Source organism: Humidesulfovibrio idahonensis (genome assembly GCF_054657715.1).
Genome location: NZ_BAAHYE010000002.1, coordinates 1,321,713 through 1,346,826 on the forward strand (window position 1 = coordinate 1,321,713; position 25,114 = coordinate 1,346,826).

The window sequence follows — 25,114 nt, forward strand, 5'->3', positions numbered from 1 at the left end:
TCAGTCCCGACGTTGAGTCGAGACAGGGTGCTTAATCACAGGGCCGCCCGGTTGTCAAGCGGTTTTCCATCACAGTTAAACCTGGAGAGCGCTGAAATCGGCCAAACGGCCCAAACGCTCCACCAGGGCGAACAACATATTCAAACGGTTCTGGCGCAGGGCCGGGTCCTCGGCCATGACCATGACGCCGTCGAAGAACGCGTCCACGGAAGGCCGGAGCTCGCCCAGCATGGCGAAGAGCCCGGCGAAGTCGTCCGCGGCCCAAAGCTCCTCGAAGCGGCCGGCGCTCTCGCGCAGGGCGGCGGCCAGCACGCGCTCCTCGTCTGTCTCAAGCAAGGCGTCGTTGATGGTCACGCTCAGCGCCTCGCCGGTCTCGCCACCCTGCTTGCGGATGATGTTGGCCGCGCGCTTGAAGGTCAGCACGGCCTGTTCGAAGTCCGGCTCGTGGCTGAAGGTGGTCAGCGCGTCAAAGCGCTCCTTCAGGGTGCGGATGTCGTTGAAGCCCGCGCCAAGGGCGGCGTCGGCCACGCGGCTGTCGACGTTGCCGCCGCTGGCGAAGAGCGCACGCAGGCGCTGGCCGAAGAAGTCCAGCATCTTGGCGAGCGACTCGCTGGGCGCAAGCTTCCATTTCACGGCCGGGCTGCCATCGGTGCGCACGTAGCCTTCCTGCGCCCAGGTCAGCAGTTCGTCGAGCTTGAGCCGCAGCCCGTGCTCCATGATGATGCGGCTGATGCCAAGAGCGGCGCGGCGCAGCGCGTACGGGTCGGCCGCGCCGGTGGGAATCATGCCCAGGCCGAAGCAGCCGGCCATGGTGTCGGCCTTGTCCGCAATGGCCAGCAGCGCGCCGGAAAGGGTGGCGGGAACGGGCGAATCCGGCCCGGCGGGCAGGTACTGCTCGGCAATGGCCTGGGCCACCAATTCACTTTCGCCCTTCTGGCGGGCGTAAATCCCGCCCATGACACCCTGCAGGCTGTCGAACTCATAGACCATTTCGCTCATGAGGTCGGCCTTGGCCAAGCGTCCGGCACGGGCCATGTCCGACTCGGACAGGTCGCAGGCCTCGGCCAGCTTGGCGCACAGGGCCTCCAGGCGGCGGGACTTGTCGCCCATGCTGCCCAGGGGGCCGAGGAAGACGACGTTGTCGAGCTTGGCCAGCCACGCGGCGGAGTCCGCCTTGAGGTCGGCCTCCCAGAAGAAGCGTGCGTCCTCCAGGCGGGCCTTGAGCACGCGCTCCCAGCCCTTCTTGACCACGGCCATGTCCGTGGGCTCGATGTTCAAGGTGGTGAGGAAAAACGGCAGCAGTCCGCCGTCCGCGCCCTTGATGCCGAAGCTCTTCTGGTGGCTCTGCATGCTGGTGAGCAGCACCTGGGCGGGCAGCTGCAAATACTGGCGGGCAAACTCGCCCAGAATGGGCCGGGGGTATTCCACAAGGTTGGCCACTTCCAGCAGCAGGCCGTCGTCCCAGACCACGCTGCCGCCAAGCTTGGCGGCCAGGCGGTCGCCCTCGGCGCGCACGAGCTCCAGCCGTTCGCGGGCGTCCAGAACCACATTGGCCTTGTCGCGGATGGTGTCGAAATAATCGCCCGCCGTGTCCACGGTCCAGGGGCCGGGGCCGAGTACGCGGTGGCCATAGGTGATGCGGCCGGAGGTCAGGCCCGCGATCTCGATGGGCACGACGTCGGCGTCGAGCAGGGCCAGCACCCAGCGCAGCGGCCGGCCGAAAAGAAACTCCAGGCTGCCCCACTTCATGCGCTTGGGGAAGCTGAGGGACTTGAAGGCGCCCAGGCACAGCTCGGGCAGAAGGTCGAGGGTGCGCCCGCCGCCAACAGTCTTGCGCGCGGCCAGGTACTCGCCCTTGGGCGTCTGCTGCACAAAAAGATCCGCCTCGGTGACGCCCTGGGTCTTGGCGAAGCCTTCGCCGGCCTTGGTCAGCTTGCCGTCGGCATAGGCGATGCGCACCGGCGGACCGGAGACGATCTCCTCCTCCAGGCGCTGGGTGAGCCCCAGCCCGGACACGTGGGCCACGAGACGGCGTGGGGTGGCGTAGGCCTTGACCCCGGAGTGGTCGATGCGCGCCTCGGTCAGCAGGCGCCCGAACAGATTCTCAAGCTCCGTCCCAAGCCCGGGCACAAAGCGCGCGGGCATTTCCTCGGTGCCAATCTCCAGAATGAATTCAGACATATGTCGGCTCTCAGCTATTTAGCGGTTTGAAGCATGGGGTAGCCCATCTGCTCGCGCTGGGCGGCGTACAGGGCGGCGATGGCCGAGGCCAGGACGCGCACCCGGCCGATGTAGGCCGTGCGCTCGGTGATGGAGATGGCTCCGCGCGCGTCCAAAAGATTGAAGGTGTGCGAGCACTTGAGGCAGTAGTCATAGGCGGGCCAGGGCACCTCGGCCTCGATGAGCTTCTTGCACTCGGCCTCGAACTTATTGAACATGTCGAGCAGCATGGCGGCGTCGGACAACTCGAAGTTGTACTTGGACTGCTCCACCTCGTTCTGGTGATACACGTTGCCGTAGGTCACCTTGTCGTTCCACTGCAGGTCGTAGACGGACTCTTTCTCCTGCAGGTACATGGAGATGCGCTCCAGACCGTAGGTGATCTCCACGCTGGTGGGGTACAGGTCGAGGCCCCCCACCTGCTGAAAATAGGTGAACTGCGTCACTTCCATGCCGTTCAGCCACACCTCCCAGCCAAGGCCCCAGGCGCCCAGGGTGGGCGACTCCCAGTCGTCCTCCACAAAGCGGATGTCGTGGGCGGCGGGGTCGATGCCAAGGGCGCGCAGGCTGTCGAGATACAGGTCCTGCACGTTGTCCGGGCTGGGCTTCAGAATGACCTGGAACTGGTAGTAGTGCTGCAGGCGGTTGGGATTCTCGCCGTAGCGGCCGTCGGTGGGACGGCGCGAAGGCTCGACGTAGCACACGCTCCAGGGCTCCGGTCCGATGACGCGGAAAAACGTGGACGGATTGAAGGTGCCCGCGCCGCACTCGATGTCGATGGGCTGCACCATGACGCAGCCCCGGTCGGTCCAGTAGCGCTGCAGGGTTTGAATCACGTCTTGAAAGTTCATATCGTCTCCAGGGACCTAGATTTTTCTGTATGTTCCATTTTCCCAACGCAGGCCCAAATGCCAGGCCACGAAGCGGTCCACCACGCGGCCAAGCTCCCGGCGCATGTTCGGCTCCAGGGTCAGGTTGGGCCAGTCCGCCGGGCGGCTCTTGCCAATCCACTCAAGCACCCGCACGGAGCCTGCGCACAAGGGCTCGGCCTGAACATCGCCGCAGAGCGAGCAGACCAGCCCGCCCCGCTCCACCGAAAACGCCAGCCTGTGGTCCGCCGCCACCGCGCTCTGCTCCGCGCAAACATGGTCCCAGCCCATGTGCTCGTTGACAGGCCGACCGCAGCGCACGCACAAGGTCAAATCCGGCGAAAGCCCCTGTTCAAAGGTCAGCTTGGCCTTGAACAAGAGCGGCAGCATCTCGGCGCCGACCGCGCCGGATTCAAGCGTGGCCAGGGTTTCCAGCAGCAGGTCAAACACCGGGCGCGCGCCGCTGGGGTCCAGTTGCACCGCCTCCACAAACTTGAGGCAGTGGGCCACCAGCCCAAGCTTGCGCGGGTTTGCGCGCAAACCGGGGAAGGCGTGCAGCAACACGCCCTCCTGAAGCACGTTGTAGGAACCGCGACGGCTGGTTCCCACCCGGAAGGAGGCCAGCACCAGCTGGTCCAGGCAGCCGCTGAAGCGTTTGCGGCTGCGGCTCCCTCCAAAGGCGAAGGCCGTGATGACACCACGGCCCGCGCAGAAAAGTTTGAGCCAGACGTCGTTTTCCCGAAACCGGCCCACCCGGAGCACCAGGGCCTTTTCGGTGAACTCCATGCGCCCCCTCGCCCGCTAGCGGGCTCCGATCTCCACGGTGGCCGTGGCGCCGCGCTCTCCCTCAAAGGGATACGCCGCGCCGTTGAGCTTGAAGCTCACGCCGCCCGCGTTGCCAAGGCGCACCTTGGCCTTGCTCGAAAATTCGAAGCGGCGGCTGTCCCCGTTCTTCACAATGAAGCTCTTGCGCTGCGAGCCTTCGCTCACCTCGACCCAGCAGGCCTCGTTCGGCTTGGCGGTGATGACCAGCTGCTGCATGCCCGGGGTGCGCACCTCCGTGTTGGGCGCGCTGGCGGGCTGGGCCGCCGGCGTTGCGGCCGGGGCGGCGGGCTGGCCCTTGCGCGAAACCTCGACAGGCGAGGCGCTCACGGCCGGGGTGGCGGTCTGCGGCGGCAGGGGCTTGGCCGCGGGCGCGGCCTGGCCGGAAGCGGGCGAAACAGACTGCTGGCCTGGAGCGGGCTGCGCCGGTGCGGTCTCGGGCGCGGATTCCGACAGCGAGGCGTTGGCCTCTGGCAGCGTGGCGTTCACGTCGTCAGTGGCGTTGGTCGCGTTGGTGGCGTTGTCCACAGGTGCGGGCGCGGCGGCGGGCGGCGTCTGGTCCACCTCCGCCTGAATGCGCTGATACTGCACGTACAGCGCGCCCATGACGCCGGCGAAAAGAAGAAGAAGCACCCAGGGCCACACGCGGCGGCGGGGCTTGGGCGTCAGGTCGGATGTCTTGGGATAGCGGATCTGGCTGACAAAGGCCCCGGGCTGCTCCTGTGACGCAGGCTCCGAAACGCTTTGCGGCGCGGGTTCGGCACTGGCGGGCTCGGCTTCGGCCGGAGCGGGTTCCGCGCCCGCAGGTTCGGACGCGGCAGGTTCAGACGAGGCAGGAGCGGTGTCGACGGCGGACAGGCCAAGTCCATTGTCCGCCGCAGCGGCCTCGGACTGGGCCGGCGCGCTTTCTGCCGCAGGCGCGGCTTCGGGCTCACTCAGCGTTTCGTGAGACGCCACGATTTCAGGCTGGGCAACAGGCGCGGCCTGCGGCACATAGCCGGAGTCGCCATCCGACTGCTGCTCCACGACGGCCACAAGGGGCTCCGCGTCCAGGCCCACAAGGCGGGCGTAGTTGCGCACATACCCCTTCAAATACACGGGATGCGGCAGCAGCTTGATCTCGCCGCCTTCCAGGGCGTTCAGGTTGCGGCGACTGATCTTCGTGGCCTCCATGACATCGCGCACGGAAAGCCCATGCTTTTCCCGTTCGCTTTTAAGAAGCCCGCCCAACTCAAGCAGATTCATGTATATGCCCCGTATCGGTCTTATATGACCTAGAAGTTCTTGTATTCGATGACGGCCTTGTCCCGCAGCTTCTGCATGTATTCCGTGAACACCTTCTCGAACTTGGCCTCGTGCAGGGACTGGAAGATCTGTTCGCGCACGGAGTCGAGGGGAAGTTCCTCACCTTCTTTCAAGCTCACCACTTCAAGCAGGCCGGCGAATTCCTGCACCTGCACGGGCGCGCTGATCTGGCCCGGCTTGAGCCCGGCCAAGGCCCTGTTCCACTCGGGGGCAAGGTCCTTCCAGGCGACGTAGCCGATGTCGCCGCCGCTGCCCACGCCGGGGCCCTGGGAATACTTGTTCGCCGCGTCGGCGAAGCTGATCTGCCCGGCTTCTATCTGCGCCTTGAGACCTTGCGCGGCCTCTGCTGTGGGCACGAGGATGAGGGCCAGCTGCACCATGCTGTCCTTGGAGAATTCGGCCTTGCGCTCGTTGTAGCGCTGTTCCACTTCGCTGTCCGTGACGACGACCTTGTTCGTCACAACGCCGCCGATGAGCTGATGCTTGATCATGTCGCGGCGCATGTTGCGCATGAAATCCTCGCGGCTCATGCGTTGCAGGGTCAGCTGCTTCTTGAATTCGTCCTCGCTCATTTGGCGCTTGGCCAAAAAGTCCTTCACCTGCGTGTCCACTTCGACGTCGGTGATCTTGAGCTTATAGCGCGCCGCCTCCTGCTGGATGAGGATGTCGTCGATCATCTGGTCCAGAATCTGGCGGCGCAGGGTGGCTACCTGCGAGATTTCATCAGTGGTGAGCGTGCGGCCGCGGGTCTGCTCGTACACGGGGCGCATGCGCTCGTCGTGCTCGTATTTGGTGATGGCCTTGCCGTTGACCAAGGCGATGACGCCGTCGACGATGATGTCATCATCGGCCAGGGCGGGCGTGCACCATAACATAGCCGCAAGCAAAACAAAGGCCAGCGGCAACCGTCCGGCCCGGTTCAATCCAGATACGCGCATGACGCTCCTTCAACCTTGCTGTTCGGGACCGCCAAGGCCGGCCCCACGTCCACGGGGACCCTACCCCGTCTCGTTGCCGCTTGCAACGCTCTGCTGCTCCTTGTCCTCGGGCTGAGGCTCGGGCGGCAGATCCTCGTCATCCTTCTTGTGCAGCAAACGTTCGCTCACCAGGATGACCGAAGCGTCCACGGCCTTGCCCAGCCAGGCATCGAAGCTCTGCTGCAGGCGTTCCTCCAGCAGGGCAGCCTCCACCTGCGGGTAGGCCTGGGTGATGTCCAGCATCTGCGCGGGCAGCCTCTCCAAAAGCAGCAAGCCCTCAAACCCCACGCGGCTGGCGAGGATGACCCCGTGCCCGCCCGCGTCGGCCCCGTGCAGGGCGTCGGTCCAGGCCGGGGTGAGCAGCTCGCGGGCGATGGTCACCTCGCGCACCTGCACGCCGGGAAAGTCCTTGGCCAGTTCAGAAACATTCTTGGCCTGGCGGAAGCCGGAAAGGGCCTTTTCCACCAGGGCGCGCTCCGGCGCGCGCACCACAAGCACGCGCACCCGCTCCGGCAGGCGGAAGGCCGCCAAGTGGGCCTGGTAGTATGCCTCCACTTCGCGGTAGTCCAGATGAATGGTTGGGCGCAGCACCAGGCGCTGGAACTTTTCCACGCCGCAAACGTAGCGCAGATGCTTGCGCCACATCTTCAGGTCGATGTACTCGTCGGCCAGCATCTGCTCAAAAGTGTCGTCCGGATAGTCCGCGCGCACCTCGGCCTCGGCCTTGGCGAGCTCCTCGTCGCTGACCTCCTGGCCGCGCTTGGCAAGCTCCTGGGCCACCAGCTCCTGGGCGATGAGCTGACCAAGAATGCCGCCATAGGCCTCGCGCAGGGCGGAGACCGAGGGCAGCGCGCCGGAAAGGGCCTCGAAATGCTCCAGATCGTACTGGAACTCCAGCATTTCGAGGTTGATGGGCTTGTTGTTCACGCGCGCCACCACGCCCACCTCGTTTTCAGAGCGGCGGGTGCAGCCCATGAGCCCAAGAATGAGGGCCAGGGCGATGATCGCGAGGCGGCGTGCGGGCATCAGGCAACCTTTTGGGGCGGCTTTGCGCCGCTGTCCAGAAGCGATTCCAACTCCGTCCGCAGGTACTCCAAGCCGGCGCCAACGTCCAGACCTTCAGGATAACGCAGCTCCAGCTTGGCCGGGGGCAAAAGCTTGGCCTTGCGGCGGCCGCCGGCCATCCAGGCCACCAGCGACTCCGGCGAGACCACGCTGGTTTCCGAACCCCAGGCGATGACGGCCCGCGCCGGGGAAAGCTCGGCCTTGAGCACCTGCAACTGTCCCAGCAAGGTTTTGACGCCGAGCACGGCCATGAACTGCTTGGCCGCCTGGGGCAAGGGGCCGAAGCGGTCGCGCAGCTCCGCCGCAAGGTCGGCCAGCACGGCCTGGGTGCGCGCGCTGGAAAGCGCCTTGTAGTAGCGCAGGCGTTCCTTGGGGTCCGGCACGTAATCCGAGGGCAGATGCGCCTCAAACACGAAGGACAGTTCCGGGTCGGTCTCCTGCTTGAGCGGCCCGCCACGCACGCGGCGCACTTCCTCCTCCAGCATTTCGAGGAAGAGGTCGAGACCCACGCGGGCGATCTGTCCGCTCTGCACCTCGCCCAGAATGTTGCCCGCGCCGCGCAGGCGCAGGTCCTCCATGGCCACCTGGAAGCCCGCGCCCAGGTAGTCCAGCTCCAGAATGATGCGCAGGCGGCGCTTGGATATCTCCGGCAGGCGGTCCAGGCTGGGCACCACGAAATAGGCGTAGGCCTGGCGGTCGCTGCGGCCCACGCGGCCCCGCAGCTGGTACAGCTGGCCCAGGCCGAACATCTGCGCCTGGTCCACGATGAGCGTGTTGGCGTTGGGGAAGTCGAGTCCGGACTCCACGATGGCCGTGCACACGAGCACGTCCAGCTCCTTGTGCCAAAAGCCGTGCATGGCGTCTTCCAGGGCGCGCTCGGTCATCTGGCCGTGGGCCATGCCGACACGGGCGTTCGGCGCCAGCTTGCGCACGTACTCCGCAACGTCCTCCAACCCTTGCACGCGGTTGTACACCCAGAAGATCTGCCCGCCGCGCTCCAGTTCGCGCTTGAGCACATTACCCAGCAGCGTGTCGTCGCGCTCCACCAGCGCCGTCTCCACGGGCTTGCGGTCCTCGGGCGGGGTCTCGATGACCGACAGCCCGCGAATGCCGGAAAGGGACAGCTGCAAGGTGCGCGGAATGGGCGTGGCGGTGAGGGTCAGCACATCGATGTTCTTGCGCAGGAGCTTGAGCTTTTCTTTATGTTTGACGCCGAAGCGCTGCTCCTCGTCCAGAATGAGCAGGCCGAGCTTGGGCAGATCCACATCGCCGGAAAGCAGGCGGTGCGTGCCGATCAAAATGTCCACCTCGCCGCGCGCCGCGGCCTTGATGGTGACCTTCTGGTGCGCCGTGGGCACAAAGCGGGAAAGCATGCCGATGCGCACGGGGAAGCCCTCCATGCGCCGGGTGAAGGTCTGGTAGTGCTGCTCGGCCAAAACCGTGGTGGGACACAAAAGGGCCACTTGCCTGCCATCGTGCACGGCGCGGAAGGCCGCGCGCAGGGCCACTTCGGTCTTGCCGAAGCCCACGTCGCCGCAGACCAGCCGGTCCATGGGCTCACTGCCGGCCATGTCCGCGAAAACGTCGTCGATGGCCTTGGCCTGGTCCGGCGTCTCCTCGAAGCCGAAGGTGGCCTCGAACTCGCGGTACATCTCGCCCGGGGGGCCGTAGGAGTAACCCTTGGCCACGCGGCGGAAAGCGTACATCTCCACCAGATCCTGGGCGATCTTCTCAATGGCCTTGCGGGCGCGCTCCGTGCTTTTGGCCCACAGGCTGCCGCCAAGCTTGTCCAGGCGCGGGTCGACGCTTTCCGGGCCCTTGTAGCGCTGCACAAGGTTCAGCCGGTCCACGGGCAGGTAGAGTTTGTCGTCGCCGTCGAAGTACAGCAGCAGGTAGTCGTTGGCCACGTCGCCGATCTTCAAGTGATGCAGCCCGCCGAAGCGCGACAAGCCGTAGTCGCGGTGCACCAGCAGGTCGTCGGCCGCGAGGTCGTCGTGCCTTGAGAGGCCCTCGAAGGCCTGCTTCTTGTCCGCGCGCGTGGCGGGCGCAGCCTCGGGCTGGAGGATGTCCTCCGGCAAGATGGACAAGGCGCAGCAGGAAATCTCCATGCCCGCCTTGAGGGGCGAAATGAGCGCGCTGATGCCCCGGCCGCCCGCCTGGAAGGCCGTGTTGACGGACAGGCCCTCCTGCAGGGCCAGGCCCATGAATTTCTTGCGCGAGCGTTCGGTGTGGAAGCTCAGAATGACCTGCGAGCCCGAGGCGCTCCAGTCCTTGAGCGCGGCGGTGAGGGCCGACCACGGCCTGCGGGCCTGATCGGGCCGCCAGAACAGGTCCGCAAAGCTCTGGTAGGATTTTTCCGGCAGGTCGAGCCCCAGGCGCTCCTGGCCCATGACCAGATCCTCGAACACCACCTGACGCTTGCCCAGCCAGGCCTTGCGCGCTCGCTCCTCGGGCCAGCACAGGGAGGAAAGAGGCCAGCGCCAGCCGCTCTCGGCCTGTTCGCGCTCCAAAAACGAGCGCCAGCCCGCGTGCTGGTCCTCAAGCCTGCTGCGCAGCTCCTGGGACGACGCCAGAATATAGACCGCGTCCTGGGGCAGGAAAGATTCCAGGGCCACGGCCTCGGGGTAGAACAGGCCCGGCCAGATGTTGGTGTCCGAGCGCTCCATGCGCTCCGAGAGCTCCTGCTCCTCGCCCACGGCCATTTCGCCGCTGATGCGCAGCTTGCGCCACAAATCCAGCCCCTGCTCCATGGTCTGCCGCGAGAACACGGCAGGCGCCACGGGCAGCAGCGTCACTTCCTTCAAGTCCGCGCGGGAGCGCTGGGTGGCGGGGTCGAACAGGCGTATCTCGTCCAGAACGTCGCCGAAGAACTCCAGCCGCAGCGGCAGCGGGTAGCCGGAGGCGGAGATGTCCACGATGTCGCCGCGCACGGCGATTTCGCCCAGGCCCGTGACGACTGGCCTGCGCACATAGCCCCAGGCCACGGCCTGCTCCAGCAGCATCTCCGGCGAAAGGTCGTCGCCCTTGGTGAGCGAAAGGCAGCTCTTCTCCACCACCTCCACCGTGGGCCAGCGGGGCAGCAGGTTGTCGACGGTGATGAGGATGATGCGCGGCTTGCGGCCAAAGGTGAGGGCGTGCAGCGCGGCCCAGCGCGGGCCCCAGTCCTCGGCCGTGGGCTTGCGCGGCAGGTGCTGCGGCAGGGCGATGACGGGCCGCTCGAAGGCCGGGGTCAGTTCGTCAGGCTCGCCGGCGAAGAGCGTGAGCAAGGCGTGGAGTTCGCGGAATTCGCGCGCGCCAGCGGCCACGAGCACGACCTCTTGCCCCCTGGCCCGCAGGCTGTGGGCCAGCAGGGCCTGGGTGCCAGGTCCGCTTTTGAACACGCGCAGGGCGCCGCCCTGTCCCTTGAAGAACTCTTCCAATCCGGCAGGAAAATGCACCAGCAAAGCTCCATCGCGCAATGCCGCATGTGGCGGCAGCGCGTCGTCGGTCGATGAAAAAGGCCGCCGCTTCGCATGATGCGCGAAGGGGCGGCCTTCAAGGCTTAATGTCGCGCGGTCGGCTTAGACAACGCCGAGCGCTGCGTGCTCCTCGCTGCTCAGAAGCTTGTTCAGATCCAGCAGGATGAGCAGACGGTCCTCGAGCTTGCCGACGCCGCTGATGTACTCGGAATCGAGCCCGGACACAACCGGCGGGGGCGGTTCCACCGTGTTGGCGGGAATTCGCAGCACCTCGGACACGGAGTCGACCACGAAGCCGACGACCATGCTGTTTATCTCAATGACGATGATGCGCGTATGTTTGTCGTGGGCGCGGTCGGCGAGCTTGAAACGGCGGCGCAGGTCGATGATGGGGATGACCTTGCCGCGCAGATTGATGACGCCTTCCACGAATTCCGGAGCGCGCGGAACGCGGGTGATCTCCATGGTGCGGATGATCTCCTGCACCTTGAGGATGTCCACGCCGAACTCTTCCTCGCCGATGCTGAACGTGACGAGCTGAATTAGAGCGTCGTCCTGGCGCCTAACATTCTCTTCCATTTTCGGCTCCTTGGTTGCACCTTGCACGATGGCCGTGGCCAAGGCACGGCACCGCATCTATGAGTTTTTTGCAACATTACGCTTCGTTGTCAACGTTTTTCTCAATAACTGGCCACGGCTGCCCAAGGTTGGTCAAGGTTTGACGGCCAGGAGCGAAACGGGTAACAGATACCGCACACATCGGCCGAAACCGGCCGCAACTTTACACTTGCAAGGATGACCATCGCATGGGCCAATTCGCTGTTTCCGAAGACTCCTTCACCCTTGAGGAGCAGATCAAGTCCCTGGGGGATGATGAGCTTCTGGATTTCTGGGAAGAGACCCAGCACATTTCGCGCATCATGGGCGCGGACCCGCTTCTCGCCAACGAGATGCCGGACGACGAACGCATGCACCCCGAATACGAGCGGCTCATTCTGCAGGAGCTTCAGGTGCGCTCCAGCCGCGGCGAGCTGCGCTGAGCCTGATCCTTTTTGTTCACGCTGATGCGCCAATGAAAAAGGCCGGTCCTTGCGGATCGGCCTTTACTTTTGCTTTGGAGCGGGAAACGAGATTTGAACTCGCGACTTCAACCTTGGCAAGGTTGCACTCTACCGCTGAGTTATTCCCGCTCGTTGTTCAAGCGTGCCCCGCCTGCGGAGGGAGGGGGCAAAGGGGACCGACCGGAGTCGGCCCCCCATCAAGGACCTGGAGCGGGAAACGAGATTTGAACTCGCGACTTCAACCTTGGCAAGGTTGCACTCTACCGCTGAGTTATTCCCGCTCGTTGGAGGCGGCATCCGGATTTGAACCGGAGGATGGAGGTTTTGCAGACCTCTGCCTTACCACTTGGCTATGCCGCCGTTTCTTTTGGAGCGGGAAACGAGATTTGAACTCGCGACTTCAACCTTGGCAAGGTTGCACTCTACCGCTGAGTTATTCCCGCTCAAAAGGGAGCCCCTTTTACCTTTGCCCCCCCCACCTGTCAAGCATGCATCCGCAAGATTTCCAGATTTTCTCGAAACCACGAATGCGCGGTGGGAACGACATCGACCTTGGGTCATCCGCGTGCACCTCTACACAAGGTTGCCCCGTCTGACAAGCCTTATGGTTCGTCATTCTCAAGGGCCTTTACAACTGCTCCTGTTTTGGTTTATCAGGCGCATTCGTTTGTACTCGGAGGGGCCAGCCGCGTTTTGAAGGCAAGGCCGTCCCTCCCATCCAGGAGATTGCCCATGGAAGCTAAGGACATTCAGTTCTTCCGGGACATGCTCAACTCCATGCTGGGGGACATCCTCCAGAAGGGGCAGGCAACCATCGACGACATGACCGAAACCGTCGAGGTGTACGCCGATCCCGCCGACCGCGCCACGGCTGAGTCCGACCGGGCCTTTACGCTGCGCCTGCGTGACCGCGAACGCAAGCTCATCAAGAAGATCCAGCAGGCTCAGACCCGCATCGAGGAAGGCGAATTCGGCATCTGCGTGGAATGCGGCGACGAGATAGGCATCGCCCGTCTCAAGGCGCGTCCCATGACGACCCTGTGCATCAACTGCAAGAGCAAACAGGAAGAAGACGAGATGGTGCGCGGCGACTAGACCGCCCGCTTCATAACGCCCGCGATACACGTTTACGGAGGTATCCAGCCAGGAGGTCCACGGATGGAAGCCCACTTCTTCCGCTCTCTGGCAGGAGAACTGTCGACGGCCCTTGCCGGCCAGCGCATTGAAAAGGTCCACGGCCCGGCGGATGGGGTATTGATCCTCGCGCTTTTCGGCCAAGGGCGAAAGACCAACCTGATCTTCAGGCCCGCCAAGCAGGCGGGCCTTCTCTTTGTCTCGGACCAGCGCCCGCAGAACCCGCTGGCCGCTTCCGCGCGGGTCATGTGGCTGCGCAAGCGGCTCACCGGGCGGCGTCTGCTCGAAGCGCGCCTGGACTGGCCCAATCTGCGCCTGGCCTTTGCCCTGAGCCCCCGCGATGTGCCCTCCGCCGGGCAGTGGCTGGTGTTCGACCTGCGCGAGGACCTCGCCCTGGCCGAAAACTTTGCCGCCCCGCCAGAGCCCTCCTGGCCGGACCTGCCGCGCCTCCTGGACGACGCCGAAGTCTGGCGCGAGTTTCCCCAAGCCACCCCGCCCCTGCGCAAGCAGCTTGCCGCCCTGGCGCAAAACGCTCCGGCCCAGGCCGCGCGCCTGCTGTCGCAACTCGGCGCGGGCCGGCCGGAAGGCTTCTTCCTTCCCCAGGCAGGCCCGCCCCTGGCCTGGCGCCCGGCTGACGCAGCCATGCCCTGCCGACGTTTCGACACCGCGCTGGAGGCGGCGCGCGCCTATGGCGAGCGGGCGCTCTTCGCGCACCTGGGCAAGCAGGAAGCGCGTGAGGAGTTGGACCAGGCCGCAAGCGCCCGCAAACGCCTTTCCCGGCAGTTGGCCCTGCTGGACAAGGACGAGGCGCGGCACCGCGCCCTGGCCGAGCTGTCCATCCCGGCCGAGGCGCTGCAAATCGCCCTATCCGGCCTGCATGCCACGCCCAAGGCCGAGAGCATCGTTCTGGACCACCCTGAACACGGCCCGCAGCGCGTGCCGCTGGACCCGCGCCTGAATCCCGTGGAGAACATGGCGCATCTGTTCCGCCAGGCAGCCAAGGGCCGCCGGGGGTTGGAGCATGTGGCCCGCAGACGCGACCAGCTGCTGGCGGGCGTTGGCCCGGAGATGCTGCCCGCGCGCGGCAAAGGGATACCGGGCGAGGCGCAGCAGAAATCCGCACAGCCCGCGGCCATGGCCCTGCCCAAACGCTACCAGGGCCTTGCCGTGGCCATGTTCCGCACCTCGAACGGTTTTCTCGTGCTGCGCGGCAAAAGCAGTCAGGCCAACCACGACATGCTCTCCCGCGCGGCGGCGCCCCACGATTACTGGCTGCACGTTGCGGGCGGGCCCAGCGCCCACGTCATCCTGCGGCGCGACTACCCGGAACAGCCCGTGCCCGAGCAGAGCCTTGTGGAGGCCGCGACCCTGTGCGCCCTGAAGAGCTATCGAAAGGACGACGCCAAGGCCGAGGTGCTGCTGGCCCGCGTCAAGGACGTGCGCAAGGTCAAGGGCGCGGCCATCGGATCCGTGGCCGTGGACGAGGTGGAGCGCATGCTGCTGGTGACGCTTGATCCGGGCCTGGAGGAACGGCTGCGTGTTGCCGAGACCGGGGCGGAAACCGGGATGCCAGCGGGGAAGGGAACCGGGCAAGCAACGGGAAAGAAGCCAGGGGCGCAGCCCCCGCACCCTCGCCGGGGCAAATAAGTATCCCTTCCAGATATGCCGAAAGCGCAACGCCTTAAAGAGCCAGGGCGTTCCGCCCTGACGTCTCTTTCCACGCCACGACCAGTGGCTCCCCACTCCGCATACCCTGTCAACAGGGTATTTTTGTTCTTTTACCGGCCAAGAACGGGTGTGTTCTGTTCACCACATAAAGTCCTGGCTATAATTCCATTGAAAGGCCAAAGCCGGTTGGCTATGGAAAGAAGCAGCTCGGACAGACGGATGCGGACCTGGGTGAGCGACGACGGCAAACACGCCGCAGCCGGAATGGGCCTGGGGCCGATGGGCACCAAGCCAGGCGGCGGCGGCGAGGAACAGCCTTACGACGGGCATGGACGATATATCGGGAGCACAGGCTCAGGGGGCCTCTCGGGCGGCGGCAAAGTGCGCGGCAAGGTTTCGACGCCGCAAAAGCCGAAGTATCCGCCCCCGCCGCCAGCGCCGAGGCAGCCCCACTTGACGTACAGCCAGAAATCCGGGGAGCTGCGCGCTGCCGATGGACGCCTCATGGACAAGGGACACGCCGGCTATGGCGACTATCGCGACAAGCCGGAGTTCGAAGACGAGAAGAATCGAGGCCCCATCCCGCGCGGGAACTACAAGGTCACGGAAGTGATCGAGGATACGACGGCGGATGAACGCCGGAAGCGCATGGGGCAGCACATTCTTCGCCTGGAACCTGCGGATGCGGAAACCCGGCAGCGCCTCAAGGAGATGAACCGTGACGGATTCTGGATGCATAATGGAGAGTCGCCAAAGGCTTCGCAAGGCTGCATCCTCACGAAGGAAACAACGCGCAGGCAGATTCCCGTGGGGTCGATTTTGCGCGTCACGCTTTAGGCTAGCCCTGCCGCTTCTCTTCGCCTGTCTCCTCCTCGGCCTGCTGGCCGGGGAGGCCCTGGCGGAGAACAAGGGGTTAGCCGTCACTGCCGAGCCCTTCCTGAAGGTGCAGGACCCGGACCGCAACATCCCACCCCTGGGCAAGGACGGCACGCCGCCCAAGGACATCGCCCCCCGGCATCTGACGGTGGGGCCCTTCGGCCCCACGGACGGACGCGGTGCAGGCGGACTCTACATCCGACCGGAAACTATAAAGGAAGAACGCATTCCTAACCTCTTCGGCAAAATTCCGGCGTCGGAACCCAGCCTGGAGGACATGCACGGGGTCGAGGGCTGGTGCTACACCGCCGCCACGCCCAGCGACCGCACCGCAGTGCTTCTGCTCTATGGCGTGTACGGATTCGTGGACGCCATCGCCGTGGTCTCGGACGTGGCGTTCATCCGCCAGCCGAGCCTGTGCGCCCGCACCCCGCGCGTGCATGCCGGGCTGGCCACCTTGAGCGGGATAAGGCTGGGCATGAGCCGCGCGCAGGTGCGGGCCATCCTGGGCAAGCCCATGGCCGCAGACTCCTGGCGTGATGGCATCGAGAGCAAGAAGTGGGAGCCGCTCACCCCGGCGCTTAATCGCAAGCTGGGCTGGGAAGAGATGCGAGCGACCCACCGCACGCGTCTCCAGACCGTCGTGGTCTGGTATGAGAAGGACAAGGTCATCGGCTTCCAGGTGGAGGAGTTCAGCCAGGAAGGCCCGTCGCCAAGCCTCATGGGCGGGACGAAAAGCGAGTAGGCTCCGCCCGCCTGGACAGCGTGGGGATATTCGTCAACCTGCTTGATTTCAGTTGTTTTACACTTCTCACATCAAGAAGTGCCCCCATGCCTCCCCCCAAAATTACAGCCAAAGGGCTGCGCTGAAGGTGATTCGGCGCAGCCCTTTTGTTTGGATTTGCGAGTGGGAATGGGGGGGAAGCGATGCGGGATGAGACGCAGCAATGTACTGTGCGCTTGAGGCTTCAAAGCAGGCAGGGGCGCGGCGCGAGCATACCACGCCGCGCCCCTGTGTTGGGGGGAAACCGTTGTGCGCCTAGGCGTTCACAGGCTCCTGCGCTGGCGCGCCCGTCACGTCAGCGGCTGCCGCAGTCTCGGGATGCAGCCGCCGGGCGTAGCGCTCGGCCAGAATGGAGCAGGTGAAAAGTTGGATCTGGTGATAGAACATAATGGGCAGCACGATGACGCCCAGGCCGGGATGCGCGCCAAAGAGCAGCTTGGCCATGGGCACGCCCGAGGCCAGGGTCTTCTTGGACCCGCAGAACACGGCCGCCACCTCGTCCTCCTTGCTGAAGCCCAACCGACGCGCCGTGAAGGTGCTGATGCCGAGCACCACGAACAGGATCGCCGCGGCGACGACCATGGTCAGGGCGATGGTGCCCACGCCGTAGTTGGTCCACAGGCCGCCCTTCACGGAATCGCAGAACGAGGCGTACACGAGCATGAGGATGACGCCCTTGTCGAAGTTGTTGATGTACTTCTTATAGCGGCTGAACCACTTGCCGACGACCGGGCGCAACAGCTGGCCAAGGACGAAGGGCAGGAACAGCAGCACGGCGATGTTGATCATGGCGTCCACCAGGGAGAGCCCCTCGCCGCCGCTGGTCTTGAGCGCAAGGCTGATGATGAGCGGCGTGAGGAAGATGCCCAGCAGGCTCGAAAGCGTGGCGTTGAAGATGGCTCCGGGCACGTTGCCCTTGCCGATGGCCGTCATGGCCACGCTGGACGAAATGGTGGAGGGCAAGGCGCACAGATACAAGAAGCCCAGCATGAGGTATTCCGGTATGAACCGGCCCACAAGCGCGTTCATGGCCAGCCACAGCAGCGGGAACATGATGTAGGTCATGCTCTGGACCATGAGGTGCAGGCGCCAGTTGGAGAAGCCCTTCTTCATGCTCTCGGTGGAGAGCCCGATGCCGTGGAACAGGAACACCAGAAAGATGCCGACGTTGGACAGGACATCCGCGTGCAGGGTGCCTCCGGTGCGCCCCAGGTCGGGCAGCAGCGTGGCCAGAATCACGGCGGAGATCATGCCGAACAGGAACCAATCTTTTGCCAGTTTCTTCAAGCGATTTGCGAGCATTGCGAAACACCTCTCAAGCTTTGGGAACAATCAGGAGGATGCCTGCGCTGGGGGGGAAGCGCTTTTCCTGTTGGCTTAGCTACCCTTTCCCGGTTATGGTCGTCTATCGCTGAAACGACAAAACATATCGCCAAACGGACAAGCGCTTATGGAACGCGTTTTACCTAAACTATCCGCCCTGCCCCGGCCCATCTTTCCCCGTGTCGAAGCCTTGACGCAGCCCTCCTGGGTGCGGGTGCACGCGCACGACTGGATCCAGCTTTCTTACGCCACGCGGGGCGTGCTGGGCGTGCGCACGCGCCTGGGCAGCTACCTGGCCCCGCCCCAGCGCGCCATATGGATTCCTCCCGGGCTTGAGCACAGCGTGGTCAGCACGGAGCGCACGCAGATGCGCAGCCTGTACATCGACCCCGCTGCCGCGCCCTGGGGCTGGGCCCAGTGCCGCGTGCTCAGCGTCACGCCCCTGGTGCGCGAGCTCATCCGCGTGGCCACGCGCCTGCCGGAATACTACGACGAAACCGGACCTGCCGGACGGCTTGTGGCCGTGCTGCTCGACCAGCTCTCCGAACTCAAGGAGGTGCTCTTTTCCCTGCCGTTGCCCGTGGACGAGCGGCTCTTGCGGGTGAGCGCGCAGTTGGAGGCCCAGCCCGACGACCAGCGCACGTTGACGGAGCTGGCCAAAAGCGCGGGGCTCTCCGGCCGAACTCTGACGCGGCTGTTCCTGCACGATACCGGGCTTTCCTTCCGCTCGTGGCGCAGGCGGCTTCGGCTGCTCAAGTCTCTGGACGGCCTGGAGGCGGGCGACAGCGTCACGAAAGTGTCGCTGGACTCCGGCTACACCTCGACCTCGGCCTTCATAGCGGCCTTCCGGCGGGAATTCGGCGTCACCCCGCGCGAGGCCATGCAGGCCCCGCCCCTGTCCGACTCCGCCTTGAGCGAACCCGCGCCGCAGCAATCCTCTCCAACGGAATCCGCGCCGAAGGCGCACACCTGAGGCAAGGGATACTGTCCGCCGGCGTCTTGCCGGTGAATGCGCCAGCGCCAGGGCCGCTAACCTGGAAAAGGCGCGCCGGGAATTGGCGGCGGCCAACGCAAAAAAGCGCGCCGGAGCGCGCTTGATGCTGTCGTGGGATTTTGGACGTGCGCAGGGATTACACGATGCGGCTCATGCCTTGCTTCTCCAGCATGGCGAGGACCATGTCCTTCTCCTGCCGCAGCCTGCCGCGCACGCTGGCGCGCACGGCGTCGGTGGAGCCGCCGAACTGGTTCTGCCGCTTGTTGTACACCTCGCTCACCAGGGCCTGCTCAAAGCCCTTGGCCCCGCTGACCGCCTCGGCCACGGCGGGCGCATGTCCACCGCCCTTGCCCAAAAACTTGTCGATGGCCTGGTTGAAGATGCGGGCCGCGCCGCTGGCTCCGTGCTGCACGGCGGTGCTGAACAGCGCCTCGCGCAGGGCGGGCTTTGCGGTTTCGATGTCCACGCCGGTCTGCATCAGAATCTTTTCCCGCGCGGGCTGGTAGTGGTCCTTTTTGATGAACTCCGTTTGCAGGGCCTCGAACTTTTCCGGGGTTTCCGCAGCGATGCGCGCCCATTCGGCGGGCATGCGGCCCTGGGTCGAGCCGGTGTTGGCCGGACCGGAACGACGCAGACGCTCGGCCATGGCGGGGTCGCGCTCGGCCAAAAAGCTGATGAAACGGTTCATGGTTCCGGCGCGGGAGGAAATCTGGAACTTGCCGTAGCTTGTGCCGCCGGTGCGGTCGAACCCCACCGCCGCGATGCCTTTCTCACCCGATTCGAACATGGCGGCGATGGAGCCGAGGCCCTGCGCCGAGGCGTTGCGGGTAAGGGCCTTCTCCGGGCTCTGCGCGGCGTTCGGCTTTTGCAGCGCGCCCGGGCCCTGCCCGGTCAAACGGGCAATGGTCGACAACGCGTCCATCATCATGCTGTCGTTCAGCATGGCGGTGTCCATGCTGCCGATGGCGTTGGCGGGCTGCTCGTCGGTGGCGAGGCTCATGTTGATGGCCTGCTGGGCCATGCGCATCTGCGCCTGGAAGGCGACGGTTTTGGGATCGACCTTGCCCCCCGCGGCGCGCGGAATAGCGCCTGCCGCGCCGAGGCCGTTCAGCCCGCCGCCGGACTCCGCCTCCTGCAGGATGCGGATCGTATCGGAAATATTGTTGTTGCCGGACATCTGCTTCCCTCCGGTGCCGGTTCCTGTGGGGCAAAGGCCCTGTCAGGAGATTGATCGCGACACGTTCACGGAAGCGGGTAAGCATGGACCGTGCCTACCAGAAATCACGATGCAATATTGATTGGTTAGAGCGATCGGGAAGCGGCGAGGAAGGCGTTCAGGCGCAGGTCTGTCAGAAGTTTGGCCACCAGGCGCGAGTGCCCCGAGGGGAAGGCGTAGTCCTTCAGCTCGCCCGGGGCCACAAAGCGCGCCTCGTCGGCCTCGTTCAGGCAAAAGCGCGTCTCCGGGTCCACGCCGGGCGCGGCCTGGCAGAAGAATCCGTGCAGGGTGATGCGGTAGCGCGTGTAGCTGGTGCGCAGCACGCCGATCTTGCCGCCGGCCAGAACGCCCAGCTCGGTCTCCTCCTGGTACTCGCGCACCAGGGTCTCTTCCGGCGTCTCGCCCTCCTCCATCACCCCGCCGGGGAACTCCCACAAGCCGGGCCACACGTCGCCCTGCCTGCGCTTTTGGATGAAGATGCGGCCACGGCTGGCCAGCACGCCGCAGGCCATGTCCACGCGGATGATCTCCGGTCCCGGCTTCAGCACCGGGCGGGCTTCCGCCGTGCCGCAGGCCAGGGCTTGGCACTGCGCCGCCACAGGGCACGACGGACAATCCGGCTTGCGCGGCTTGCACACCAGGGCGCCAAGCTCCATCAGCGCCTGATTGAACTCGCGGGCGTGCAGCGGGTCGAGCAATTGCACGGCCACGGCCTCGATGCGCCGCCTCACCGCCGGAACGCTCACGGGCTCGCCGATGTTCAGCACGCGGGCGAACACGCGCAGCACGTTGGCGTCCACGGCGGGCAAGGCCGCGTTGAAGGCCACGCTGGCGATGGCTCCGGCAGTGTACGGCCCCACGCCAGGCAAGGCGCGGATGGCCTCGGGGTCGCTGGGGAACGCCCCGCCGTGAACCTCCATGATCCGGCGCGCGGCGCGGCGCAGGTTGCGGGCGCGGGAATAGTAGCCCAGCCCCTCCCAGAGCTTGAGCACCTCGTCCTCGCCGGCAGCGTCCAGGGCCGCCACATCCGGAAAGCGCGCGATGAAACGCTCGAAGTAGGCCACGCCCCGCTCCATCTGCGTTTGCTGGAGCATGATCTCCGAGAGCCAGACGTGATAGGGGTCGAGGGTGCGCCGCCAGGGCAGGTCGCGCGCGCTGCGCGCAAACCAGTCCAGCAGCTCCTGCCGGAAGGCCAGGATGTCGAGATGCTCCGCCGCGGCGATGCCGCAGGAGGACAAGGCGGCGGCCGCTGCGGTCACCGAAGAAACGGGCGAAGCGGAAACTGCGGCGGCGGCTCCGGCGACAGGCGCAAGCCGGGGGGAACGGCGCGGCACGCTAGCCTTTGGCCTGATTGGCCACGGCGCGGGCGGCGGCGGCCACGGCTTCCGGGTCGCCGAGGTAACGGCGGCCAAGGGACTTGAGATTCTCGTCCAGCGTATACACCAGGGGCACGCCGGTGGGGATGTTCAGCCCGGCCACGTCGTCGTCGCTCATGCCGTCGAGGTATTTCACCAGCCCGCGCAATGAGTTGCCGTGAGCCGCCACGATGAGCCGCTGCCCGCTCTTGATCTGCGGCGCAAGCACCTGGTGCCAGTAGGGCATCACGCGGTCGATGGTGATTTTGAGGCTCTCCGCGCGCGGCAGGTCGGCCGGGGCGAGCCCGGCGTAGCGCGGGTCGCGGCCGGGGTAGCGCGGGTCGGAAAGCTCAAGGGGGGGCGGCGGCACGTCGAAGCTGCGGCGCCACTGGAACACCTGCTCCTCGCTGTACTGGCGGGCGGTCTCGGCCTTGTTCAGCCCCTGCAGCGCGCCGTAGTGGCGCTCATTGAGCCGCCAGGTCGTCTCCACCGGCAGCCACATGAGGTCCATGCGCTCCAGCACGGTCCACAGGGTGCGTATGGCCCGGCGCAGATAGGAGGTGTGGCAGCGGTCGAAGGTGAAGCCTTCCGCCTTGAGCAGCCGGGCGCCCTCCTCGGCCTCGGCGATGCCCTGGTCCGAGAGGTCCACATCGGTCCAGCCGGTGAAGCGGTTCTCCAGGTTCCACACGCTCTGGCCGTGGCGGATGAGCACCAGGGTATGCATCACAAGACCTCCTGCCGCCGCGGAATTTTCGGCGGGGTTGATGTGGCGGCTACTTCTTGCCCTTTTCGGCCGGCTTCGCGGCGGGCTTCGCCCCGGGCTTGCCCGGAGGCTTTGCCGTGGCCTTGGTCTCCGCCGGCTTGCCGGCGGGGCGGGCGGCGGCCTTCTTCTGCTCCGCCTTTTGCTGCTCGGCCTTCTTGTTCTCGGCCCGGCGGTCGGCGTCGGCCTCGAAAAGCTTGCGCTTCTTCTTCTCAAAGGTCGTTACGCTCAAAAGCGAGGAAAAGCCCAGGGCGAAAATAGTGACCAGGAACAGCAGCCCCTTCTGGAAGGCCCACTTCTGGGCCAAGATGCCGTCCACAATCCAGTTGCTGGCGAACTTGCTGGAATAGAACAGCAGCACGGGAATGGTCAAAAGCGCCAGCGCCAGCCCCACCACCTCGATCCAGATGAAGTTCTTGCCGAGTATCATGGCGAAGAGGGTGCTGTCGCGCACGATGCGCAAGGACACCAGGCGTTTGGTCAGGGCCTTGAGGTGTTCTTCTATCTCCGGCACATAGCGGCGCGCGGTGCGGAAGTTGTCCGCCTTGCGCAGCGGCTGCGTCATGACCCAGTTGATGCGCTTGACGCAGATGTTGAAGTCGTTGTTGAAATCGTGCAGGAGCTTCGGAAAGGGAAACCACCCGGCCTCGTACTGCACGTCGCGCAGGCGCTGGGCATAGGTCGTGGCCCTATCCTTTATGCGCTTGATCTCCTGTTCGATCTGCTTCTGCATCTCCACGGTGAAACCGTCCATGCCCTTGCCCACTTCGCGGAAGGCCACGTAGTTGTCCGTGTTGGCCAGGGCGTCCATGCGCTCCAAATGCGCCTGGGCCGGCTTGCGGAAGGCGTGGTCCTCCTCGAACCACTGCGGCAGCTCCTTGAGCTGCTCCGTCACTTTGAGGCCCACGGCCTTGGCCCGCGCCTGCGACTCCACCCAGGAGTTCCACAGGCCGGAAAGCACATGCACCCGGCCGCGGTCGATCTCAGAATCCACGAGAATGCGGTTGAAGAGCGAGGGCTCACGGTTCACAAGGTCGGCAAAGATATCGAGCGACTGCCCGGTGAAGCCCATTTTGACCATGCACACGCCCTCGCGGTACGTGGGCTCCAGCCACTTGGACGAGCCCATGAGCACCTGGCGGTACAGGTTCAGGGCCTCGCGGTAGTCTCCGGCTATTTCGCGCAGGCGCGCCTGCAGAAACTGCACGTAGCACTGCTGCACGTTGGTCTGGCCCAGGCGTCCGGCCTCCTGCCAGTAGAACTGGGCCATGTGGTGATCTTCTCCCTCCAGGGAGACGAAGCCCTCCATGCAGGCGCCCTCAAAGGTGCGCCCGCTCTTGGCGCTGACGGCGCGCAGGGCCTCCTTGGCCTTTTCCAGGTCGCCGTTGAGCAACAGGCCGAACGCTTCCATGAGGGGCCAAGGCTCCTCCAGATTCAGCTGTTCCGCCTCCACCGGCCACTCGCGGTTCTTGATGCGCGGCAGCACGGGCAGAATGCCCAGCTGGTAGGGCGCGCCGATGGCGAACATGGCCCGCACAAGGGTCGCGTCCACGCCCTCGCCGTTTTTCAGCAGCGCTGCCGCCTGGGACAAAAACTTCGCGGGCTCGGCGGACTCATCCATGTTGTGGAAGCTCTGGGCCATGTCCGAGAGGTTCTTGCGCCCCAGCTCCGTCCATATGTCCGAGCGGAACGGCGGCAAAACCTTGCTGGGGCAATTGGCCGCGGCATGGTTCACCAGCCCGCAGTAGAAGCAGGGTTTGCCGCTGCCGGCGAGCCAGCGCCTGGGCAAGGGCATTTCAATGGTGCCCTGGCCCGTCTGCCCCTCGCCCTGGCGGATGTTGATGTTGCACCAGGAGTCGAGGGACTCCTGATCGCCGCCGTAGCTCAGCTCGTTGACCTTGAAGGTGTCGTACAAGGCATAGCCGTCGCGGTAGCGCATGTGCAGAAAGTCGGGAGTCAGCCTGTTCCAGTCCAGGCCGAAGCGGTGCGGCAGATCCATGGAGAAGGACATGCCCCGCTGCTCGGACATGGCGAAGACGCAGGGCCAGTAAGCGCGCTGGGTGCTCTTGAGTTCGGCCAGTAGCATGGAGAGCTCCGTGCAGTAGAGCCGCATTTGGCGGTAGTTCTCCAGCGGAAAGATGACGAAGCCCTCGGCGTCGTCGGAAAGATATTTGATGCCCAGACGCTGGAACACGCCCTGGATCTCAGAAAAGCACGCGCGCCAGCCGGCGATGGCCTCGCGCTCGCCCAGACGCCCCAGGGGCCGGATGACACCGTACCAGTTGGCGGGCGAGGTGTAGTCGATGCCCTGGTCCGAGACGAGGGTCATCCAGTTGGCGTTGGCCAGGCCCTGCATGGACACGGGCTGCCCCATGCTCAGGCCGTGGATGCCCTTGACCGCCTCCTGCAGCTTGGGGTGCACCAGGACCTCGAGATCCTCGGCCACGCCCGCCTGCTGGCGCAGAAACTCGCGCGGGACGGAGACCGAAAGGCTCATGTCGTAGCCCACCAGGGCGGTGAGCGGGAACACCTGGCAAAACAACGGCAGCGGGTCCAGCTTGGACCAGATCTGCAGCTTGGCCAGCGCCCGGAAAACCTCCGGATTGAAGGACACCCAGAAGCTCTGGCAGGGATCGTCCACCAGCTGGACCAGACCGTGGTCGCGCAGGGTGTGCCCCACGGCGTTGTTGAACGAGCCGGACCACACCAGCCACAAACCGTAGCCGGAGCTGATGAGCCGCGCCTGAGAGACGCTTGGAAGTCTTTCCAACAGGGTCGAAAGCGTGTACATTTTCTCTCCAGGTCAACCCCTACCGGAGGTCTCGTATGGACATAAGCCAGGCAATCGCAGAACTCAAGAAGGAGCCGGGCTTCGCCGACCATGTCGGCATGATCCTGGTGCACAATGGCGTGGTGCGCGGCTGGTCGCGAAAGGACCACTCGAACGTCATCGCTGTCGAAATCACCCCGGACCACGCCAAGATCAAGTCCCTCTGCGAAGAGCACCAGAAGCGCCCGGGCATCTTCCGCGCCTTTGCCGAGGCCAAGGGCGGGCTGCTCAAGCCGGGAGACGACGCGCTGTTCATCGTCGTCGCGGGCGACATCCGCGAGAACGTCAAGGCCGTCCTGTCCGATCTGCTCGACCGCATCAAGAGCGAAGCCATGACCAAGCGGGAAGTCTTTGCATAGCCCGCGCTCTCCCCTTTTCTCTCATCGGCAGCGCGAGC

At 65.2% G+C, this 25,114-nt stretch carries 20 protein-coding genes and 4 tRNA genes; 7 read left to right on the forward strand and 17 right to left on the reverse strand.

Annotation, left to right across the window (positions count from 1 at the left end; translation table 11 throughout):
• Positions 1-75: 75 nt before the first annotated feature.
• The 8 genes from glyS to ACYQ4W_RS06565 all read right to left on the reverse strand — a co-directional run bounded on the left by glyS (position 76) and on the right by ACYQ4W_RS06565 (position 11,295).
• Complete coding sequence (glyS, locus tag ACYQ4W_RS06530) at positions 76-2,181, reverse strand: glycine--tRNA ligase subunit beta (RefSeq protein WP_459854271.1); 2,106 nt, start codon at positions 2,179-2,181, stop codon at positions 76-78.
• A 14-nt stretch (positions 2,182-2,195) separates the two neighbouring features.
• Positions 2,196-3,071, reverse strand: a complete 876-nt coding sequence (gene glyQ / locus ACYQ4W_RS06535) for a glycine--tRNA ligase subunit alpha (protein ID WP_459854274.1) — start codon at positions 3,069-3,071, stop codon at positions 2,196-2,198.
• Between the two features lie 15 nt (positions 3,072-3,086).
• The gene (gene recO, locus ACYQ4W_RS06540) at positions 3,087-3,875 is read right to left on the reverse strand and encodes a DNA repair protein RecO (RefSeq protein ID WP_459854277.1); all 789 of its coding nucleotides are present in this window, start codon (positions 3,873-3,875) and stop codon (positions 3,087-3,089) included.
• A 15-nt stretch (positions 3,876-3,890) separates the two neighbouring features.
• Positions 3,891-5,156 carry a helix-turn-helix domain-containing protein gene (locus ACYQ4W_RS06545; RefSeq protein WP_459854280.1) on the reverse strand — a complete coding sequence of 422 codons (1,266 nt, stop codon included), beginning with the start codon at positions 5,154-5,156 and terminating at the stop codon, positions 3,891-3,893.
• A 29-nt stretch (positions 5,157-5,185) separates the two neighbouring features.
• Positions 5,186-6,154 (reverse strand): SurA N-terminal domain-containing protein, encoded by a 969-nt coding sequence (locus tag ACYQ4W_RS06550; RefSeq protein ID WP_459854283.1) that lies wholly within the window; start codon positions 6,152-6,154, stop codon positions 5,186-5,188.
• Positions 6,155-6,214: 60 nt separating this feature from the next.
• On the reverse strand, positions 6,215-7,219 hold the full coding sequence (locus ACYQ4W_RS06555; protein WP_459854286.1) for a peptidylprolyl isomerase: 1,005 nt from the start codon (positions 7,217-7,219) through the stop codon (positions 6,215-6,217).
• Complete coding sequence (mfd, locus tag ACYQ4W_RS06560) at positions 7,219-10,695, reverse strand: transcription-repair coupling factor (RefSeq protein WP_459854289.1); 3,477 nt, start codon at positions 10,693-10,695, stop codon at positions 7,219-7,221. The genes ACYQ4W_RS06555 and mfd overlap by 1 nt, the downstream gene beginning before the upstream one ends.
• Positions 10,696-10,818: 123 nt before the next feature.
• Positions 10,819-11,295 (reverse strand): chemotaxis protein CheW, encoded by a 477-nt coding sequence (locus ACYQ4W_RS06565; protein WP_459854291.1) that lies wholly within the window; start codon positions 11,293-11,295, stop codon positions 10,819-10,821.
• A gap of 227 nt (positions 11,296-11,522) precedes the next feature.
• Here ACYQ4W_RS06565 and ACYQ4W_RS06570 point away from each other — a divergent pair, with 227 nt between their 5' ends.
• Positions 11,523-11,756, forward strand: coding sequence for a hypothetical protein (locus tag ACYQ4W_RS06570; RefSeq protein WP_459854294.1), 234 nt, complete (start codon positions 11,523-11,525; stop codon positions 11,754-11,756).
• 75 nt (positions 11,757-11,831) lie between these two features.
• Here ACYQ4W_RS06570 and ACYQ4W_RS06575 read toward each other — a convergent pair.
• From ACYQ4W_RS06575 to ACYQ4W_RS06590, 4 genes are all read right to left on the reverse strand, one after another.
• Positions 11,832-11,906: transfer RNA gene (locus ACYQ4W_RS06575), tRNA-Gly, on the reverse strand.
• Positions 11,907-11,983: 77 nt separating this feature from the next.
• Positions 11,984-12,058: transfer RNA gene (locus tag ACYQ4W_RS06580), tRNA-Gly, on the reverse strand.
• A gap of 4 nt (positions 12,059-12,062) precedes the next feature.
• Positions 12,063-12,137, reverse strand: a tRNA-Cys gene (locus ACYQ4W_RS06585).
• Positions 12,138-12,145: 8 nt separating this feature from the next.
• Positions 12,146-12,220, reverse strand: a tRNA-Gly gene (locus ACYQ4W_RS06590).
• Between the two features lie 289 nt (positions 12,221-12,509).
• On the opposite strand from ACYQ4W_RS06590, the gene dksA reads away from it, so the two are divergent.
• The 4 genes from dksA to bamE all read left to right on the forward strand — a co-directional run bounded on the left by dksA (position 12,510) and on the right by bamE (position 16,200).
• Positions 12,510-12,872: an RNA polymerase-binding protein DksA gene (gene dksA / locus ACYQ4W_RS06595; protein ID WP_459854297.1), complete on the forward strand. Its 363-nt coding sequence runs from the start codon at positions 12,510-12,512 to the stop codon at positions 12,870-12,872.
• Positions 12,873-12,935: 63 nt separating this feature from the next.
• The gene (locus tag ACYQ4W_RS06600; protein ID WP_459854300.1) at positions 12,936-14,558 is read left to right on the forward strand and encodes an NFACT RNA binding domain-containing protein; all 1,623 of its coding nucleotides are present in this window, start codon (positions 12,936-12,938) and stop codon (positions 14,556-14,558) included.
• 252 nt (positions 14,559-14,810) lie between these two features.
• Positions 14,811-15,416: a tlde1 domain-containing protein gene (locus ACYQ4W_RS06605; RefSeq protein ID WP_459854302.1), complete on the forward strand. Its 606-nt coding sequence runs from the start codon at positions 14,811-14,813 to the stop codon at positions 15,414-15,416.
• 106 nt (positions 15,417-15,522) lie between these two features.
• A complete protein-coding gene (gene bamE, locus ACYQ4W_RS06610) occupies positions 15,523-16,200 on the forward strand; it encodes an outer membrane protein assembly factor BamE domain-containing protein (protein WP_459854304.1) in 678 nt (225 codons plus the stop codon).
• Between the two features lie 294 nt (positions 16,201-16,494).
• On the opposite strand, the gene ACYQ4W_RS06615 is transcribed toward bamE, so the two are convergent.
• Entirely contained in the window at positions 16,495-17,541 is a 1,047-nt protein-coding gene (locus tag ACYQ4W_RS06615; protein WP_459854308.1) for a bile acid:sodium symporter family protein, read from the reverse strand.
• A gap of 148 nt (positions 17,542-17,689) precedes the next feature.
• Between ACYQ4W_RS06615 and ACYQ4W_RS06620 the strand changes: the two genes are divergently transcribed.
• Complete coding sequence (locus tag ACYQ4W_RS06620) at positions 17,690-18,535, forward strand: AraC family transcriptional regulator (protein WP_459854311.1); 846 nt, start codon at positions 17,690-17,692, stop codon at positions 18,533-18,535.
• A 157-nt stretch (positions 18,536-18,692) separates the two neighbouring features.
• Here ACYQ4W_RS06620 and ACYQ4W_RS06625 read toward each other — a convergent pair whose 3' ends face one another.
• The 4 genes from ACYQ4W_RS06625 to ACYQ4W_RS06640 all read right to left on the reverse strand — a co-directional run bounded on the left by ACYQ4W_RS06625 (position 18,693) and on the right by ACYQ4W_RS06640 (position 24,678).
• Positions 18,693-19,733 (reverse strand): VgrG-related protein, encoded by a 1,041-nt coding sequence (locus ACYQ4W_RS06625; RefSeq protein ID WP_459854313.1) that lies wholly within the window; start codon positions 19,731-19,733, stop codon positions 18,693-18,695.
• Positions 19,734-19,858: 125 nt separating this feature from the next.
• Positions 19,859-21,106, reverse strand: a complete 1,248-nt coding sequence (gene mutY / locus ACYQ4W_RS06630; protein WP_459854315.1) for an A/G-specific adenine glycosylase — start codon at positions 21,104-21,106, stop codon at positions 19,859-19,861.
• 1 nt (position 21,107) lies between these two features.
• Entirely contained in the window at positions 21,108-21,851 is a 744-nt protein-coding gene (gpmA, locus tag ACYQ4W_RS06635; protein ID WP_459854470.1) for a 2,3-diphosphoglycerate-dependent phosphoglycerate mutase, read from the reverse strand.
• Positions 21,852-21,900: 49 nt separating this feature from the next.
• Positions 21,901-24,678 carry a tetratricopeptide repeat protein gene (locus ACYQ4W_RS06640; protein ID WP_459854320.1) on the reverse strand — a complete coding sequence of 926 codons (2,778 nt, stop codon included), beginning with the start codon at positions 24,676-24,678 and terminating at the stop codon, positions 21,901-21,903.
• A gap of 35 nt (positions 24,679-24,713) precedes the next feature.
• Between ACYQ4W_RS06640 and ACYQ4W_RS06645 the strand changes: the two genes are divergently transcribed.
• Positions 24,714-25,076, forward strand: coding sequence for a molybdenum cofactor biosynthesis protein MoaE (locus tag ACYQ4W_RS06645; protein WP_459854322.1), 363 nt, complete (start codon positions 24,714-24,716; stop codon positions 25,074-25,076).
• Positions 25,077-25,114 lie beyond the last annotated feature (38 nt).

Coding starts and splice junctions, on each gene's coding strand:
- glyS (WP_459854271.1), bottom strand. CDS start 2,181: ATGTCTGAATTCATTCTGGAGATTGGCACCGAGGAAATGCCCGCGCGC.
- glyQ (WP_459854274.1), bottom strand. CDS start 3,071: ATGAACTTTCAAGACGTGATTCAAACCCTGCAGCGCTACTGGACCGAC.
- recO (WP_459854277.1), bottom strand. CDS start 3,875: ATGGAGTTCACCGAAAAGGCCCTGGTGCTCCGGGTGGGCCGGTTTCGG.
- ACYQ4W_RS06545 (WP_459854280.1), bottom strand. CDS start 5,156: ATGAATCTGCTTGAGTTGGGCGGGCTTCTTAAAAGCGAACGGGAAAAG.
- ACYQ4W_RS06550 (WP_459854283.1), bottom strand. CDS start 6,154: ATGCGCGTATCTGGATTGAACCGGGCCGGACGGTTGCCGCTGGCCTTT.
- ACYQ4W_RS06555 (WP_459854286.1), bottom strand. CDS start 7,219: ATGCCCGCACGCCGCCTCGCGATCATCGCCCTGGCCCTCATTCTTGGG.
- ACYQ4W_RS06565 (WP_459854291.1), bottom strand. CDS start 11,295: ATGGAAGAGAATGTTAGGCGCCAGGACGACGCTCTAATTCAGCTCGTC.
- ACYQ4W_RS06570 (WP_459854294.1), top strand. CDS start 11,523: ATGGGCCAATTCGCTGTTTCCGAAGACTCCTTCACCCTTGAGGAGCAG.
- dksA (WP_459854297.1), top strand. CDS start 12,510: ATGGAAGCTAAGGACATTCAGTTCTTCCGGGACATGCTCAACTCCATG.
- ACYQ4W_RS06600 (WP_459854300.1), top strand. CDS start 12,936: ATGGAAGCCCACTTCTTCCGCTCTCTGGCAGGAGAACTGTCGACGGCC.
- ACYQ4W_RS06615 (WP_459854308.1), bottom strand. CDS start 17,541: ATGCTCGCAAATCGCTTGAAGAAACTGGCAAAAGATTGGTTCCTGTTC.
- ACYQ4W_RS06620 (WP_459854311.1), top strand. CDS start 17,690: ATGGAACGCGTTTTACCTAAACTATCCGCCCTGCCCCGGCCCATCTTT.
- ACYQ4W_RS06625 (WP_459854313.1), bottom strand. CDS start 19,733: ATGTCCGGCAACAACAATATTTCCGATACGATCCGCATCCTGCAGGAG.
- gpmA (WP_459854470.1), bottom strand. CDS start 21,851: ATGCATACCCTGGTGCTCATCCGCCACGGCCAGAGCGTGTGGAACCTG.
- ACYQ4W_RS06640 (WP_459854320.1), bottom strand. CDS start 24,678: ATGTACACGCTTTCGACCCTGTTGGAAAGACTTCCAAGCGTCTCTCAG.
- ACYQ4W_RS06645 (WP_459854322.1), top strand. CDS start 24,714: ATGGACATAAGCCAGGCAATCGCAGAACTCAAGAAGGAGCCGGGCTTC.